Annotated in this window: 15 protein-coding genes; 10 read left to right on the top strand and 5 right to left on the bottom strand. The window is 65.6% G+C overall.

What is annotated here, in order from left to right; all coding sequences use genetic code 11:
• The first annotated feature begins 1 nt into the window (after position 1).
• From atpA to Q0L25_RS13730, 5 genes are all read left to right on the top strand, one after another.
• Positions 2–1,531: a F0F1 ATP synthase subunit alpha gene (atpA, locus tag Q0L25_RS13750; RefSeq protein WP_296615145.1), complete on the top strand. Its 1,530-nt coding sequence runs from the start codon at positions 2–4 to the stop codon at positions 1,529–1,531.
• A 101-nt stretch (positions 1,532–1,632) separates the two neighbouring features.
• Complete coding sequence (locus Q0L25_RS13745; RefSeq protein WP_296615143.1) at positions 1,633–2,514, top strand: F0F1 ATP synthase subunit gamma; 882 nt, start codon at positions 1,633–1,635, stop codon at positions 2,512–2,514.
• A gap of 2 nt (positions 2,515–2,516) precedes the next feature.
• Complete coding sequence (locus Q0L25_RS13740; RefSeq protein ID WP_296615142.1) at positions 2,517–3,053, top strand: hypothetical protein; 537 nt, start codon at positions 2,517–2,519, stop codon at positions 3,051–3,053.
• Between the two features lie 5 nt (positions 3,054–3,058).
• Positions 3,059–4,600 (top strand): F0F1 ATP synthase subunit beta, encoded by a 1,542-nt coding sequence (gene atpD / locus Q0L25_RS13735; RefSeq protein WP_296615140.1) that lies wholly within the window; start codon positions 3,059–3,061, stop codon positions 4,598–4,600.
• A 185-nt stretch (positions 4,601–4,785) separates the two neighbouring features.
• Complete coding sequence (locus tag Q0L25_RS13730; protein WP_296615139.1) at positions 4,786–5,037, top strand: ATP synthase F1 subunit epsilon; 252 nt, start codon at positions 4,786–4,788, stop codon at positions 5,035–5,037.
• A 73-nt stretch (positions 5,038–5,110) separates the two neighbouring features.
• On the opposite strand, the gene Q0L25_RS13725 is transcribed toward Q0L25_RS13730, so the two are convergent.
• Positions 5,111–5,557, bottom strand: coding sequence for a DUF6265 family protein (locus tag Q0L25_RS13725; protein WP_296615137.1), 447 nt, complete (start codon positions 5,555–5,557; stop codon positions 5,111–5,113).
• 109 nt (positions 5,558–5,666) lie between these two features.
• Here Q0L25_RS13725 and Q0L25_RS13720 point away from each other — a divergent pair, with 109 nt between their 5' ends.
• The 3 genes from Q0L25_RS13720 (at position 5,667) to Q0L25_RS13710 (ending at position 10,060) form a co-directional block, all read left to right on the top strand.
• Positions 5,667–7,187 (top strand): CpaF family protein, encoded by a 1,521-nt coding sequence (locus Q0L25_RS13720; RefSeq protein ID WP_296615135.1) that lies wholly within the window; start codon positions 5,667–5,669, stop codon positions 7,185–7,187.
• A gap of 174 nt (positions 7,188–7,361) precedes the next feature.
• Positions 7,362–8,546 (top strand): aspartyl protease family protein, encoded by a 1,185-nt coding sequence (locus Q0L25_RS13715; RefSeq protein WP_296615134.1) that lies wholly within the window; start codon positions 7,362–7,364, stop codon positions 8,544–8,546.
• Positions 8,547–8,581: 35 nt separating this feature from the next.
• Positions 8,582–10,060, top strand: coding sequence for a hypothetical protein (locus Q0L25_RS13710; protein WP_296615133.1), 1,479 nt, complete (start codon positions 8,582–8,584; stop codon positions 10,058–10,060).
• Here the strand turns inward: Q0L25_RS13710 and Q0L25_RS13705 are convergent.
• Together Q0L25_RS13705 and phaR are read right to left on the bottom strand one after the other, a co-directional pair.
• Positions 10,029–10,226 (bottom strand): hypothetical protein, encoded by a 198-nt coding sequence (locus Q0L25_RS13705; protein ID WP_296615131.1) that lies wholly within the window; start codon positions 10,224–10,226, stop codon positions 10,029–10,031. The genes Q0L25_RS13710 and Q0L25_RS13705 overlap by 32 nt on opposite strands.
• 5 nt (positions 10,227–10,231) lie before the next feature.
• Entirely contained in the window at positions 10,232–10,792 is a 561-nt protein-coding gene (gene phaR, locus Q0L25_RS13700; protein WP_296615129.1) for a polyhydroxyalkanoate synthesis repressor PhaR, read from the bottom strand.
• Between the two features lie 94 nt (positions 10,793–10,886).
• Here phaR and Q0L25_RS13695 point away from each other — a divergent pair, with 94 nt between their 5' ends.
• Together Q0L25_RS13695 and Q0L25_RS13690 are read left to right on the top strand one after the other, a co-directional pair.
• The gene (locus Q0L25_RS13695) at positions 10,887–11,867 is read left to right on the top strand and encodes an alpha/beta hydrolase (protein ID WP_296615127.1); all 981 of its coding nucleotides are present in this window, start codon (positions 10,887–10,889) and stop codon (positions 11,865–11,867) included.
• 35 nt (positions 11,868–11,902) lie between these two features.
• Positions 11,903–13,075 carry an acetyl-CoA C-acetyltransferase gene (locus Q0L25_RS13690; RefSeq protein WP_296615125.1) on the top strand — a complete coding sequence of 391 codons (1,173 nt, stop codon included), beginning with the start codon at positions 11,903–11,905 and terminating at the stop codon, positions 13,073–13,075.
• Between the two features lie 38 nt (positions 13,076–13,113).
• Here Q0L25_RS13690 and Q0L25_RS13685 read toward each other — a convergent pair whose 3' ends face one another.
• A complete protein-coding gene (locus Q0L25_RS13685) occupies positions 13,114–14,142 on the bottom strand; it encodes an alanine racemase (protein ID WP_296615124.1) in 1,029 nt (342 codons plus the stop codon).
• Between the two features lie 49 nt (positions 14,143–14,191).
• The gene (locus Q0L25_RS13680) at positions 14,192–15,784 is read right to left on the bottom strand and encodes an MFS transporter (RefSeq protein WP_296615122.1); all 1,593 of its coding nucleotides are present in this window, start codon (positions 15,782–15,784) and stop codon (positions 14,192–14,194) included.
• Positions 15,785–16,037 lie beyond the last annotated feature (253 nt).

Here is a 16,037-nt window from a genome sequence, read left to right as displayed (position 1 = left end):
CATGGACATCCGCGCCGCAGAAATCTCGAAGGTCATCAAGGACCAGATCGCCAATTTCGGTACCGAGGCGGAAGTCTCGGAAACCGGCCAGGTGCTGAGCGTCGGTGACGGCATCGCCCGCATCCACGGCCTCGACAACGTCCAGGCGGGCGAGATGGTCGAGTTCGCCAATGGCGTGCAAGGCATGGCGCTCAACCTCGAAGCCGACAATGTCGGCGTCGTGATCTTCGGCTCGGACGCCGAGATCAAGGAAGGCGACGTCGTCAAGCGGACCGGCACCATCGTCGACGTCCCCGTCGGCAAGGGCCTGCTCGGTCGCGTCGTGGACGGCCTCGGTAACCCGATCGACGGCAAGGGCCCGATCGTCGCCGAGAAGCGCAGCCGCGTCGAAGTGAAGGCGCCGGGCATCATCCCGAGGCAGTCGGTGTCGGAGCCGATGCAGTCGGGCCTGAAGGCGATCGACGCGCTCGTTCCCGTCGGCCGCGGCCAGCGCGAGCTGATCATCGGCGACCGTCAGACCGGCAAGTCGGCCGTCGCGATCGACACCTTCATCAACCAGAAGACGGTCAACGGCGGCGACGACGAGTCGAAGAAGCTGTACTGCGTCTATGTCGCCGTCGGCCAGAAGCGCTCGACCGTCGCGCAGCTGGTCAAGACGCTGACCGAGAATGGCGCGATGGAATATTCGATCGTGGTCGCCGCGACCGCGTCGGAGCCTGCCCCGCTGCAGTTCCTCGCGCCCTATACCGGCACCGCGATGGGCGAATATTTCCGCGACAACGGCATGCACGCCCTGATCGTGTTCGACGATCTGTCGAAGCAGGCGGTCGCCTATCGCCAGATGTCGCTGCTGCTGCGCCGCCCGCCGGGCCGCGAAGCCTATCCGGGCGACGTGTTCTACCTGCATAGCCGCCTGCTGGAGCGCGCGGCGAAGCTGAACGAGGACAACGGCTCCGGTTCGCTGACCGCACTGCCGGTCATCGAGACCCAGGCCAACGACGTGTCGGCCTACATCCCGACCAACGTGATCTCGATCACCGACGGCCAGATCTTCCTTGAGACCGACCTGTTCTTCGCGGGCATCCGCCCGGCGATCAACGTCGGCCTGTCGGTCAGCCGCGTCGGCTCGGCCGCGCAGACCAAGGCGATGAAGAAGGTGTCGGGCTCGATCAAGCTCGAGCTCGCCCAGTATCGCGAGATGGCGGCGTTCGCGCAGTTCGGCTCGGACCTCGACGCCTCGACGCAGAAGCTGCTCAACCGCGGTGCGCGCCTGACCGAGCTGCTCAAGCAGCCGCAGTTCAGCCCGCTGCCGTTCGAGGAGCAGACCGCGTCGATCTTCGCCGGTACCCAGGGCTATCTCGACAATGTGCCGGTCGAGGCGGTGGTGCGCTACGAAGCGGCGATGCTCGCCGACCTGCGCGCCAACCATGCCGGCGTGCTGAAGGCGATCCGCGACAGCAAGGACCTGAAGGACGACGTCCGCGACCAGCTCAAGGCCGCGCTCGACGCCTTCGCGAAGACGTTTGCGTAATCATAACCGTCACCCCAGCGAAAGCTGGGGTCTCGGGCCGCAAGCGAACGGCCTGAGGCACAAGATCCCAGCTTCCGCTGGGATGACGAAGTAGGGAAAAGATGGCGTCACTTAAGGCCCTCAAGATCCGCATCGGCTCGGTGAAGTCGACGCAGAAGATCACCAAGGCGATGAAGATGGTCGCCGCCGCCAAGCTGCGCCGCGCGCAGGAAGCGGCCGAGGCCGGCCGCCCCTATGCCGAGCGGCTGGAAAAGGTCGTGGCAAGCATCGCCTCGACCGTCACGGTCGGTCCGAACTCGCCCAAATTGCTCGCCGGCACCGGCCGCGATCAGGTTCACCTGTTCGTCGTCGCCACGTCGGACAAGGGCCTGGCCGGCGCGTTCAACACCAATATCGCGCGTTTGGCACGGCGCCGTGCCGCCGAGCTGATCGCCGAAGGCAAGACGGTCAAATTCTACACGATCGGCCGTAAGGGCCGCGCCGTGCTCAACCGCCAGTATCGCGACCTGATGGTCCATGGCGTCGAGCCGGGCGATCTCGGCAAGCTCGGCTTCGCCGATGCGCGCGGCTATGCCGACGATCTGATCGCGCGATTCGAGGCCGGCGAGTTCGACGTCGCGCATCTATTCTATTCGCGCTTCAAGTCGGTGCTGACGCAGGAGCCGACCGAGCAGCAGATCATCCCGGTGTCGATCCCGGCGGGCGCCGCCGACACCGGCGGCGTCAGCGCCGCGGTCGATTACGAACCGGAGGAAGAGGAAATCCTCGCCGACTTGCTGCCGCGCAACGTCGCGATCCAGCTGTACCGCGCGATCCGCGAGAATGCCGCTTCGGAGCAGGGCAGCAAGATGACCGCGATGGACAATGCCACGCGCAACGCCGGCGACCTGATCAACAAGCTGACGATCCAGTACAACCGCAGCCGCCAGGCCGCGATCACGACCGAGCTCGTCGAGATCATTTCGGGCGCCGAGGCGCTGTGATCGTGGCACGTCCTCGATTTACTTGTTTGGCGCTGTTTGTCTTTTGCGGCGGATGCGCCATCGCGCCTCCCTATAAGACTACCTTTGACCCTGTGGAGGTGAATTGGGCACGTTCGAATGGCAAAGGTTCAATTTCTGGGATTGTCCGTCTTTCCTATGGCGGCGCCAAGTCAAATTGCCCCGGCTCAGAAGTAACATTAACACCAAGATCGGCGAGAGCTGATGAAGAGGCGCTGGCGTTTTATGGCAGCCTGAAGGGTGGCACGTGGATTTACGGCAAAGCTGTCGGGTTCAATAAAAACGGCGATCCTCGTATGGCCGCATACAATAGAATTACACAATGCGACGCTGATAACCGTTATTCGTTTACCGATCTGCCGGACGGCACCTATTATTTATCCGCGATAGCCCTCGGAACCGAGGCGCCAAAAATAATACCCGGTGCGGTAACTTTTTCAACCAGAAGCGGTGTCGGTGTGATGCGTCCAGTCACTATCGTAAATGGCGCTCACGTAGATATAGATTTGATAAAGGACTAAACATCATGGCAACCGCCCCGACTGCAGAGAAGCCCGCTCGCAAGCCGCGCGCGACCAAGCCCAAGGCGGCCGCTCCGGCCGGCGACGTGACGTCGACCGCGCCCGTCGCGACGACCAACAATGTCGGCACGATCAGCCAGGTCATCGGCGCCGTCGTCGACGTGACCTTCCCGGATCACCTGCCCGCCATTCTTTCGGCGCTCGAAACCGACAATAACGGTAACCGCCTGGTCCTCGAGGTCGCGCAGCATCTGGGCGAGAACACCGTCCGCACGATCGCGATGGACTCGACCGAGGGCCTGACCCGCGGCCAGAACGTCACCGATACCGGTTCGCAGATCCGCGTTCCGGTCGGCCCGGCCACGCTCGGCCGCATCCTCAACGTCATCGGCGAGCCGATCGACGAGCGTGGCCCGGTCGGTGCGACCGAGACCGCGCCGATCCACGCCGAGGCTCCTTTGTTCGTCGACCAGTCGACCGAGAGCTCGATCCTGGTCACCGGCATCAAGGTCATCGACCTGCTCGCGCCCTACGCCAAGGGCGGCAAGATCGGCCTGTTCGGCGGCGCCGGCGTCGGCAAGACCGTGCTGATCCAGGAACTGATCAACAACATCGCCAAGGGCCATGGCGGCACCTCGGTGTTCGCGGGCGTCGGCGAGCGTACCCGTGAGGGCAACGACCTCTATCACGAATTCCTCGACGCGGGCGTCATCGCCAAGGACGCCGACGGCAACGCCGTCAGCGAGGGATCCAAGGTGGCTTTGGTCTATGGCCAGATGAACGAGCCGCCGGGCGCGCGTGCCCGCGTCGCGCTGTCCGGCCTGACCATCGCCGAATATTTCCGCGACGTCGAAGGCCAGGACGTGCTGTTCTTCGTCGACAACATCTTCCGCTTCACCCAGGCTGGCGCCGAGGTGTCGGCTCTGCTCGGCCGTATCCCGTCGGCGGTGGGCTATCAGCCGACGCTGTCGACCGACATGGGCGCGCTGCAGGAGCGCATCACCTCGACCAACAAGGGCTCGATCACCTCGGTCCAGGCCGTGTACGTCCCCGCGGACGACTTGACCGACCCGGCTCCGGCGACCTCGTTCGCCCACTTGGACGCGACCACCGTGCTCAACCGCGCGATCTCGGAACTCGGCATCTATCCGGCGGTCGATCCGCTCGATTCGACCAGCCGCGTGCTCGAGCCGCGCGTCGTCGGCCAGGAGCATTACGAGACGGCGCGCGCCGTCCAGTCGATCCTGCAGAAGTACAAGTCGCTGCAGGACATCATCGCGATCCTGGGCATGGACGAACTGTCGGAAGAGGATAAGCTCACCGTCAGCCGCGCCCGCAAGATCCAGCGCTTCCTGTCGCAGCCGTTCCACGTCGCCGAGGTGTTCACCAACATCCCGGGTGCCTTCGTGCAGATCGAGGATACGATCCGCTCGTTCAAGGCGGTGGTGAACGGCGAGTATGATCACCTGCCGGAAGCGGCCTTCTACATGGTCGGCGGCATCGACGACGCAATCGCCAAGGCCGAGAAGCTGGCCGCGGAGGCGTAATTTTCTGCAAACCTTCTCCAGAGGGAGAAGGATACGAAGGCTTGGCAGCTTGCTGCCTAGCCGAAGTTGGATGAGGGGACCCGCTCTCGACAGGGTGATCCCCTCACCCAGCTCCGACTAAGGCCCTGACGGGCCTAAGTCTGCGCAACCCTCTCCCGACGGGAGAGGGGATTTAGGACAAGGCAATGCTGCATTTCGAACTCGTCACGCCCGAAAAGCTGCTCCGCTCGGAGGAAGTCTATCAGGTCGTCGTGCCCGGCACCGAAGGCGATTTCGGCGTGCTGGAGGGCCATGCCCCCTTCATGTCGACGATCCGCGACGGCAACCTGGCGATCTACCGCGCCGACAAATCGGAGCCCGAACTGGTGCCGATCCAGGGCGGTTTCGCCGAGGTTTCCGCTACCGGACTGACGGTGCTGGCCGAACAAGCCGGATAAGGCTCGGCAGTCGACTGAGCGAAAAGGCCCGCTGCTCCCCAAGGGAGCGGCGGGCCTTTTCGTTTCGGCAGCCTTAACTGCCAAGCTGCCGCTTGTACCGCCAGCGATATGCCTTGGTCCCATCCATCAGGCTGGTTTCCGCCATCAGGTCCATGCCCTCGCGCCAATAGCGGATGCGTTGCGGATAATCGTGCTGCGGGTTGGCGAACACGATCTCGCGCGGCCCCGACGATAGTTCCGGGAAAGCGACCCGCGGTGCGCCTTTGGGCGAGCCGTAGAAGACGAGCTTGCCGTCCGCTCCACGCTCGATCTGCATCGCTTCCCATGACCGGAGGTCGTCGCCGCGCCCATTGCGGCCGCTGCCCATCATGTTGCCCGCGCGTGGCGAGGTCCAGCATTCCTCCGTCCAACTGGGTCCCTTCTGCTCGCTCCAGCATCCCGTCAGCCAGCCCGGCATCGCCGTTGCCGGTCCGGCGCCCGTCGCCAGCAATGCCAGTCCGACCAATATCGTTCGACCCATCCTGGCTTCCCCTCCTGTCTCAACGCAGCTTAGCCCGGCATCGGCTTGGTTAGGAAATTGTCAAATCTTCGCCCGTACGAACGGCCCCGACCATGAAGGATCGAGGGGCATGAGCGCGTTCGGACGCCGTAATGGATTGGGTGCCGGGCAGCCTGCGCGGCCGGCTTTCGGCGTGGCGCGTCCGATGCAGGGTGGCGGCGCCCAGCCCGCCGCGGATACTGCCGAGCAATTCCCGCCGCTTCCGGATCCGAGCGAGATCGACGCCGATCAGCCGGGCAACATGCCAGGCGGCAGCGGCGACGCCATGGCGCGCCTGACCGAGCGCCAGAATTCCAGCGGCGAAGCCGCCGGCATGAAGGCCGAAGGGTTCGAGGCGTCTGTCCACAAGATCAAGGAACAGGTGCTGCCGCGCCTGCTCGAACGCGTCGACCCGGAAGCCGCCGCCACGCTCAACAAGGACGAGCTGGCCGAGGAATTCCGCCCGATCATCGGCGAGGTGCTCGCCGAGCTCAAGCTCACGCTCAACCGCCGCGAGCAATTCGCGCTCGAAAAAGTGCTGGTCGACGAGTTGCTCGGACTGGGGCCGTTGGAAGAGTTGATCGCCGATCCCGACATCAGCGATATCATGGTCAACGGGCCCAACCAGACCTTCATCGAAAAGAAGGGCCGGCTGGAGATCGCGCCGATCCAGTTCCGCGACGAGGAGCATCTGTTCCAGATCGCGCAACGTATCTGCAACTCGGTCGGCCGCCGCGTCGACCAGACCACGCCGCTCGCCGACGCCCGTCTCAAGGACGGCAGCCGCGTCAATGTGATCGTGCCGCCGCTCAGCCTGCGCGGCACCGCGATCTCGATTCGCAAATTCTCCAACAAACCGATCACGCTCGACATGATGGCGAGCTTCGGCTCGATGTCGCAAAAGATGGCGACCGCGCTCAAGATCGCGGGAGCGTGCCGGTTTAACGTCGTCATATCGGGCGGTACCGGGTCGGGTAAGACGACGATGCTCAATGCCCTGTCGAAAATGATCGACCCGGGCGAGCGCGTGCTCACGATCGAGGACGCGGCCGAACTCCGGCTGCAGCAGCCGCATTGGCTGCCGCTCGAGACCCGCCCGGCCAACCTCGAAGGCCAGGGCGAAATCTCCATCCGCGACCTGGTCAAGAACGCGCTGCGTATGCGCCCGGATCGCATCATCCTCGGCGAAATTCGCGGCGCGGAATGTTTCGACCTGCTCGCCGCGATGAATACCGGCCACGACGGATCGATGTGCACGCTTCACTCCAACTCTCCGCGCGAATGCCTGGGCCGTATGGAGAACATGGTGCTGATGGGGGACATCAAGATCCCCAAGGAAGCGATCAGCCGCCAGATCGCCGATTCGGTCGACATGATCGTCCAGGTAAAGCGCCTGCGCGACGGCAGCCGCCGCGTGACCAACATTACCGAGGTGATCGGCATGGAAGGGCCGGTCATCGTGACGCAGGAACTCTTCAAGTTCGAATATCAGAGCGAATCGGCCGACGGTAAGATCATCGGCGAGTATCGCGCCATGGGGTTGCGCCCCTACACGCTCGAAAAGGCGCGCCAGTTCGGGTTCGACCAGGCCTATCTCGAAGCCTGCCTCTGATCGCCAGTGCGGGCTGGCGCGCACGTCCGTTGGAGCCGGTTCGGCCTTGACGCCGGGAGCTCCCACCGCTCCCGTTTCGGCTCCGGGAAAATGGATTCAATAACGCGGTTAATCGCGATTTTACCCCATATCCGCGCGGCCAGGACCGGTATAAGCGGGGGCATGCGCCGCCGCATGCTGCCTTTGCTGATGTTCGCCGCCTTGCCGTTGTGCGGGGCGATGGCGCCGGCGATGCCCGAACCGCCGGCCGAACGCGTCGTGCTCTCGCCCGATACCGAGGCGCAATGGGTGCCGTTCGACCTCACGCCGGGTAACCAGATTCAGTTCAGGATGACGGTCGACGGCCGCCCGGTCACCGCGATCCTGGATACCGGGTTCAGCCTGTCGGTCGTGTCCCGCCGGTTCGCCAGCCGCGCCGGCCTGAAGGTCTCGGGCGGCGGCGAAGGCGTCGGCATCGGCGGCACGGTCGCGATGGGACAGATCAACGGGCGCACCCTGGCGATCGGCGGACTGACGCGAAGCGGCGGGCGGCTGGGGGTGCTCGACTTGCCGGCCGGCGCGACCGGAAACGGCGCCATGATCGACGCGGTGATCGGCAGCGATCTGTTGCGCCGCTACGCGCTCGATATCGACTTCGCCGCACAGCGATTCCGCCTCTTGCCGAGCGGCCGCATGCCCTTTCCCGGCCAGACCGCGCCGCTGGCGATGGCGCTGCGCGACCAATTCTATGTCAGCGAGATGTCGATCGATGGCACGCGGCTGCGCCCGATGATCGTCGATACCGGCGACGGCGCGACGATCACCATGTCGGACGAGGCCTGGAAATCGGTCGGCGGCGTCAAGCCGACCACGACCACCACCATCTCGTACAGCATCGCCGGACCGGTCACGTCCGAACTGACCGTGCTGCCGGCGGTCCGCGTCGGCGAGACGATGGTGCGCGAGGCCGAAGCGCGGATCGAGCCGGGCCGCGGCTTTTCGGCACAGATGGGCGCGGCGGGGCGGATCGGGCTGGGCTATTTGCAGCGCTATCGCGTGCTGCTCGATCCCGGCGCGGGCCGCATGGTGATGGCAGCCGGAGCCGATGTCGACCGCCCTCCGTTGCGGTCGACCAGCGGCCTGCTGCTCGGCTTCTATAGCGATCGCCTGCGCGTGCTCCACGTCATGCGCGGAAGCCCGGCCGCCAGCGCCGGCTGGCAAGCGGGCGACCAGATCTGCAGTGTCGATGGCCAGCCGATCACCGCCAATTACGCCAGCGAGCCGATCTCGACCTGGTCGGTCGCCGATCCCGGCCGAACCGTGCGCCTGGGCATTTGCGGCGGCGGCGAGCGCAAGCTGACGCTGGAGCGCTTCTATTGAGCGCAGGCGGGTTGGATCGTCTCAGGGCCTGGCAGATGGCGGCGGTGCTCGCGGTCGTCGCGCTCGCCCTGCGCGCCTGGGACTTCGGCAATCCCGTCATCCATGTCGACGAGCAATATTATCTGCTGGTCGGCGACCGCATGGTGCACGGCGCGATACCTTATCTCGACATCTGGGACCGCAAGCCGGTTGGGCTGTTCCTGCTTTATGCCGCGATGCGCCTGCTGCCGGGCGACGGCGTGATCGCCTATCAATTGGTCGCGAGCCTGTTCGCCGCCGCGACCGCCTATATCGTCTGGCGCGCGGCATTACGAACGGGGGCAAGCCGAACGGGCGCGCTGGCGGCTGGCGCGGCGTATCTGATCTGGTTGCCGTTGCTGGGTGGCCGCGGCGGACAATCGCCGGTCTTCTACAATCTGTTCGTTGCCGGCGCGGCGTTGATCGCGCTCCACTTGCCCGAGCGCGCGCGGGCAGGCGCGACCCGCGCGATCGTCGCTTGGGGAACGGTCGCCTGCCTCCTCGGCGGGTTGGCGATCCAGGCCAAATACACGCCCGCGATCGAAGGCGCGTTCATCGGCTGCGCCCATCTCTGGTATCTGCGCCGCACCGGCGCGGGCTGGACGCTGCTCGCCGGTGCCGCCTTATTGTGGGTGTTGGCGGGCCTGGCGCCGACCTTGGCGATCGGCGCATATTATTGGCACCTGGGTCCGACGGCGTTTGACGCCTTCTGGTTCGCCAACGTCACCTCGATCTTCCTGCGCGCGGGCTATCCGACCGACCAATTGGCGATGCGGCTGCTCGGCATCGTCGCGACCTTGTCGCCATTGATCGTGTCGGCGGCGATCGCCTGGGCGTGGCGGTCCCGCACCGATCGACGCGAGGAAGCGGTGATCGGGTTTGGCTGGCTGGCGGCGGCCGGGGGCGGGTTCCTGCTGATCGGCACGTTCTTCGATCATTACGCCTTGCCGCTCGTCGCGCCGATCGCGGTGGTCGCGGCGCGCGCGCTGGGCCGGTCGTCGCGGCTGCTCATCGCCACTCTGGCGCTCGGGCTGCTGCTCAACGTCGTCGAGCGCGGGATCAAGAGCAATGATGGCGAAGGCGCCTACGCTGTCGCGGAATTGGTCAAGGCCAACAGCCATGGTGGCTGCCCCTATGTCTTTATCGGCGACACGTTCACCTACCAGCACGCCGGCACCTGCCTGCCCACGCGCTACGCCTTTCCGAACCTGTTGGCCTATACCACCGAGCAGGGCGCGACCGGAATCGACGAAGCGGCCGAGGTCCGGCGCATCCTCGCCGCGCGGCCGCCGGTAATCGTCACCTCGACGCGCCTGCTCGGCATCTGGAATCCGGGCAGCCTGGCGGCGCTGAAGGCGGCACTGGGCGGCTATCGCGTGATCTACAATGTGCCACGCGCCGAGTATCGCACCCTGGTCTATTTGCGCCGCGACCTGCCCGCCCGCGCCGTCCCGGTCGGCGGCGCTAAAGCTGGAACGCGACCGCCGCCGCGATGATCGTGGCGATCAGCGCGAATACCTGGACATTGCGCCAGTCGATCAAAGACACCCGGTCGAGATCGCTACGCTTGCGGTGGCGCCAATCGATTATTCCAGCGGCAAGCGCCAGGATGGCCAGGGCAGCCGCGACCGCCCCGGCGATCTGTTTCGCCGAAAAGTCCACGATTCTTAGTGGCCGAGCTTCTCGATCTTTTCCTGCAGGCGCGCCAATTCGGCCTTGAGGGCGGAGACGTCGTCGTCGGCACTTGCCGGCTTGGCCGGAGTCGCAGGGGCGGCAGCTCCTGTCTGCGGCTTGAACGCCGAGGTCGCCGCTTCGAACATCGCCATGTTGCGCTTGGCGATCTCGGCGAAGGGCGAGTTGGCGAACGCGCCCTCGACCGCCGATTTGAACTGTTCCTGGTTGCGGCGGAAGCTATCCATCGACGCTTCGAGATAGCTCGGCACGAACGCCTGCATCGAGTCGCCGTACATCGCGATCAACTGACGCAGGAAATTGACCGGCAGCATCGTCTGGCCGCGCGCTTCCTCTTCCATGATGATCTGAGTCAGCACGTTGTGCGTGATGTCCTCATCGGTCTTGGCGTCGACGACCTTGAAATCACGCCCCTCGCGCGTCATCGCGGCGAGATGGTCGAGCGTGATGTAGGACGAGCTTTCGGTATTATAGAGTCGGCGATTGGCGTATTTCTTGATGATCACCGGGCCGTCGGCGGCCGCCTGCTTCTTCATGATGGGAGCGCCCCTCCAATGATTTGTCGCGGCTGTACCACCGATGCATGACGCACCGCAACATGGACCGCGCCCCTTACCCTTATTCCTCGACATGCTGCGCGAAGAAACCGCAGCATCGCCCGAGCGCCGCGCCGCCGCCTTGGCTGGACTGAGGGCGTATCAGCAAGCGCCGCGCAAGGGCAAAAGGCGTCTCGCACCGATACGATACAGGCAGCAGCGAGCCCGCCTTCGCGACTATGGTGGCGCTGGCCGGCCGGTGATCTTCGTGCCGTCGCTGATCAACCCGCCTTTCATCCTCGATCTTGCGCCGCAAAATTCCTTGTTGCGCTGGTGCAGCGAACAAGGCCTGCATCCCTATCTGCTCGATTGGGGCGAGCCGTCGTCGGCCGATCGAGCGCTGGACGTGACCGCGCATGTCGAGCGTATATTGTTGCCCCTCATCGCCAGGTTCGACGAGCCGCCGTTGCTGGTCGGCTATTGCCTTGGGGGCACCCTGGCGCTCGCCGCCGCGGCGGCAGGCGCGGTGGCCGGGCTCGCACTGATCGCCACGCCATGGCATTTCGCGGGCTTCGGCGGCGGGCGCGCGGCGATCGGCGAGTTGTGGCAATCGGCCAGGCCGTCCTGCGAACGCATGGGGTTGGTCCCGATGGAAGTGCTGCAGACCGGATTCTGGCGGCTCGATCCGGGCCGCACGGTGAGCAAATATGAGGCGTTCGGGCGTATGGAGCCCGGCAGTCCCGCCTGGGACGGATTCATCGCGCTGGAGGACTGGGCGAATGCCGGCGCGCCCTTGCCCTACGCGGCCGGCCGGCAGCTGTTCGAGGAGTTCGTCGGCCACGACCTGACCGGCACAGGCGGCTGGACCGTCGCGGGTCGCACGGTCGACCCACACGCCCTCCCCTGCCCCGCGGTCGAATTCGTCTCGCTCAGCGACCGCATCGTCCCGAAGGAAAGTGCCGCCGACCTGACCGATCGCCACGACCTGGGCTCGGGACATGTCGGCATGATCGTGGGTGGCCGAGCGAAAGTACAATTGTGGGAGCCGCTGGCGCAGTGGCTAAAGCGCGCCTAGATAGCCGCCAAACCCACAGCTGAATCGGAGTCTCCATGACCGACATCGTCATTACCGCCGCCAAGCGCACGCCGGTCGGCAGCTTCATGGGCGCGTTCGGCGGGACCCCGGCGCACGAGCTTGGCCGCGTCGCGATCGAAGCCGCGCTGGCGCAGGCCGGGGTCGCGGGCGAGGAAGTGTCCGAAGTCATCCTGGGCCAAGTCCTGACGGCGGCCCAGGGCCAGAACCCCGCGCGGCAGGCATCGATGGCTGCCGGCGTGCCCAAGGAAATCCCGGCCTGGGGCGTCAACCAGGTGTGCGGATCGGGCCTGCGCACGGTGGCGCTGGCGGCGCAGGCGGTCGCGACCGGGGATGCGCGGATCGTCGTCGCCGGCGGTCAGGAATCGATGTCGCAGAGCGCGCATGCCCAGACCATCCGCGCCGGCCAGAAAATGGGCTCGCTCGAGCTGGTTGACACGATGATCCGCGACGGCCTGACCGACGTGTTCAACGGCTATCATATGGGAATCACGGCCGAGAACCTGGCCGAGCAATATCAGATCACGCGCGAGATGCAGGACGCGTTCTCGGTCCGCTCTCAGAACCTTGCCGACGCGGCCCGCTCGTCTGGTCGCTTCCGCGACGAGATCGCGCCCGTCACGATCAAAGGCCGCAAGGGCGACACGGTCGTCACCGACGACGAATATATCCGTGCGGGCGTGACCATCGACAGCGTGTCGGGCGTGCGTCCCGCGTTCAAGAAGGACGGCACGGTGACCGCGGCCAATGCTTCCGGCCTGAACGACGGCGCCGCGGCCTTGGTGGTGATGTCGGCCGACGAGGCGGCGAAGCGCGGCGCGCCGGTGCTCGCGCGGATCGCGAGCTGGGCATCGGCCGGGGTCGATCCGTCGATCATGGGTATCGGCCCGGTGCCGGCGACCCGCCGCGCGCTGGAAAAGGCCGGCTGGTCGATCGCCGATCTCGATCTGATCGAAGCGAATGAGGCTTTCGCCGCGCAGGCGCTGTCGGTCGGCAAGGAACTCGGTTGGGATCCGGACAGGGTCAACGTCAATGGCGGCGCGATCGCGATCGGACACCCGATCGGCGCCTCGGGCGCGCGCGTGCTGACGACTCTGCTCTACGAGATGGCCAAGCGCGACGCGAAGAAGGGCCTGGCGACGCTTTGCATCGGCGGCGGAATGGGAATCGCGATGTGCGTCGAGCGGTGAGCTGACAAGTCGGCGACCGGCTCCTTAGTTGGGGCCGGTCAACCGACTCGGCGGAAACGCGATCCCAATCCCGTCAGCAATTCATATTGCGACATGCCCGACTGCGCCGCCGCGCGCGGCAGGTCGAAATCGACCCAGAGCCAATCGCCCTCGGCCACATCGTGGCCCGTCACGTCGATCGCGATCAAATCCATCGACACGCGGCCGATCAATGGCAGGACCGAATCCCCTAGCCACGCCGCGCCCCGCCCCGAAAAGCCCCGGAAATAACCGTCGGCATAACCGTAATTGAGGATCGCGATCTCCGTATCAACCGGCGCTACCCAGGTGGCATTATACCCCACCGCCTCTCCCGCACGCACGGTGCGGCGCTGGAGCACCTGCGCTTCGGGGAAGGCCACTTGCGTTATCACGCCGGCAAGCTCCGGTCGCGGAACACCGCCATAGAGCGCGAGACCCGGCCGCGTGAGGTCGAACGTGTAATCGGGCCCGAGCGCGATCCCGGCCGAATTGGCGAGACTCAGTCGTCGCGCCGCGACCTTGTCGGCCATCGCGACGAACCGGCCGCGTTGCTCGCCATTCTGCGCGCTATCCTCGTCGGCCGAGGCGAGGTGACTCATCAGCGTATCCACTACGAGCCCCTCGAGCGCGCCGGCGGCGAGGTCGCCCTCGCCTAATCCGAGCCGGTTCATGCCCGTATCGAGCATGACATGGCAGGCGCCGCCTCCCGCGTTCCGCCAGCGCGCAGCCTGCACGGCCGTGTTGAGCACCGGCGTCGCGATGCCCGACAGGGCCAATTCCATATCCTCGTCGCGCACGCCGTGGAATACTGCCAGATTGGGCAGGCCGAGCGGCGCGAGTGCGGCGGCTTCGGCCCAGGTGGCGACGAAGAAATCGCGGCATCCCGCCGCCGCAAGAGTCTCCGCCACCCAGCCGGCGCCAAGCCCATAACCATCGGCCTTGATCGCCGCGCCGCACGCCGCGGTCCCGCTCAACCGTGCCAGCGCACGCCAATTGGTCACTAGAGCGTCGGCATCGCGACGCAGGCGGAGCGCAAGATCGAACATGCGCGCTGCCTAGCGGGAGGCAGCGCGGCGTGCCACCCCTGGACCGGGTTCAATCCGGAAGCTTGTCGCCTTTCCACTTCAAGCCCCAGAGCGACACCAGCAACGCCATCAACACGACGATCCAGGTATACCACAGCCCCGCATAGGGATTGCCGGTCTTCGCGACGATATATTGGCTGATGAACGGCAGGAAGCCGCCGAAATAGCCGGTGCCGATATGATAGGGGATCGACATGGAGCTATAGCGGATGCGCGCCGGAAACATTTCGGCGAGCAAGGCCGCGACCGGACCGTAAGTCGCCCCCGCAAGCGCGCCCATCACCAGCATGGCGAAGATGATGACCGCGATCCCGATCGCCGTCGGTCGCACCTTGTCCAGCTTGTAACCATTGGCGGCAAGCGCCGCGTCGAGCCCGGCCGGGCTGGTGTCGGCGACTGCGTCTCCTCCGATGATTACCGCGATCGCGGGCGTCGTGTCCTTGGTGTAGGCGATGCCCTTCTTCGAGAAATAGTCGAGCAACTGGCCGCATTCGTCGACCTGCTTCGCGGCGAACGGATCATAGGTGCAATGCGGCCCCGACACGATCACGGGCGCGCGCTTGGCGGCATGCGCGAGATCGGGATTGGCCGCGCTGCCCATCACCCAGAAGATCGGGAACAGCAGGGCAAGGGTCACCGCATAGCCGATCACGATCGGCCCCTTGCGACCGACGCGATCGGACAGGCGCCCGAAATAGATGAACCAGAACAATCCCGCGCCGCCGGCCGCGCCGACGATCAACTGCGCGGTGGTTTCCTCGACGCGCATCGTCGTGGTCAGGAACGACAGGGTGGAGAAGAGCGCGGTGTACCAGATCACGGTCAGGCCGGCGGCGACGCCGAACAAGGCGACGAACAGCCGCTTGAGATTGCCGGGATAAGTGAAGCTGGAAACGATCGGATTCTTGACCGTCTCGCCCGCCTCCTTGATCGCCCGGAACACCGGGCTCTCGCTGAGCTTGAGCCGCATCCACAAAGATACCGCGAGCAGTACCAGCGAGAACAGGAACGGAAACCGCCATGCCCAGGCCGCCCAGGCAGCTTCGCTCACGGCAAGCTTGGTCAGCAGCACCACCGCAAGGGAGAGGATGAACCCGCCCGCGACGCAGGCCTGGATGAAGCTGGTATAAAAACCCGATTTGCCCGCCGGCGAATGTTCGGCGACGTAGATCGCCGCGCCGCCATATTCGCCGCCCAGCGCCAGGCCCTGCGCCACACGCAACAGGATGATGATACCGGGCGCCCATAGGCCGATCTGCGCGGCAGGCGGGATCAAGCCGACCCCCGCCGTCGCGATACCCATCAACGTGATGGTGACGAGGAAAGTGTATTTCCTACCGAGCTTGTCGCCGAGATAACCGAACAACACCGCGCCCAACGGACGGAAACCGAATCCGACGGCGAACCCGGCCCAGGCGAGCAAAGTCTGCACCATCTCGTTCCCCGCCGGGAAGAACGCCGCGCCGATGATCTTGGCGAGCGTGCCGTAGATGAAGAAATCGTACCACTCGAACGCGGTACCGAGCGACGAGGCGGCGATGACCAGCCGGATGTCGGATGGGCTCGGATCCGGCCGCAACTCTTCCGCCATTACCGTCGCCATCGATGATTCCCCTGTTTTGCCGACGGTGTAGCGTGTCGCGTGACGGCGGCAAGCGTGATGCTCGGCGGCGACGCTTGACGTTATCGGTCCACGGGCGTAACGGGCCCGGCCTCGGGCGGCGAGTCTGCCCGACAAGTGAGGACACTGCATGTTTGGACGCAAGATCATAACGGGGCTCCGCTCCGTCCGCGTCCCGCGCCAGCCCTAGCGCAATCCCTTGCGCGCCGGCCCGCGGGCATCGGGCGCGCCGATC

Source organism: Sphingomonas sp. (assembly GCF_024508665.1).
Lineage (GTDB): Bacteria > Pseudomonadota > Alphaproteobacteria > Sphingomonadales > Sphingomonadaceae > Sphingomonas.
The sequence above is the reverse complement of the archived record's forward strand: the minus strand, read 5'-3'. Positions and strand labels throughout refer to the sequence as shown.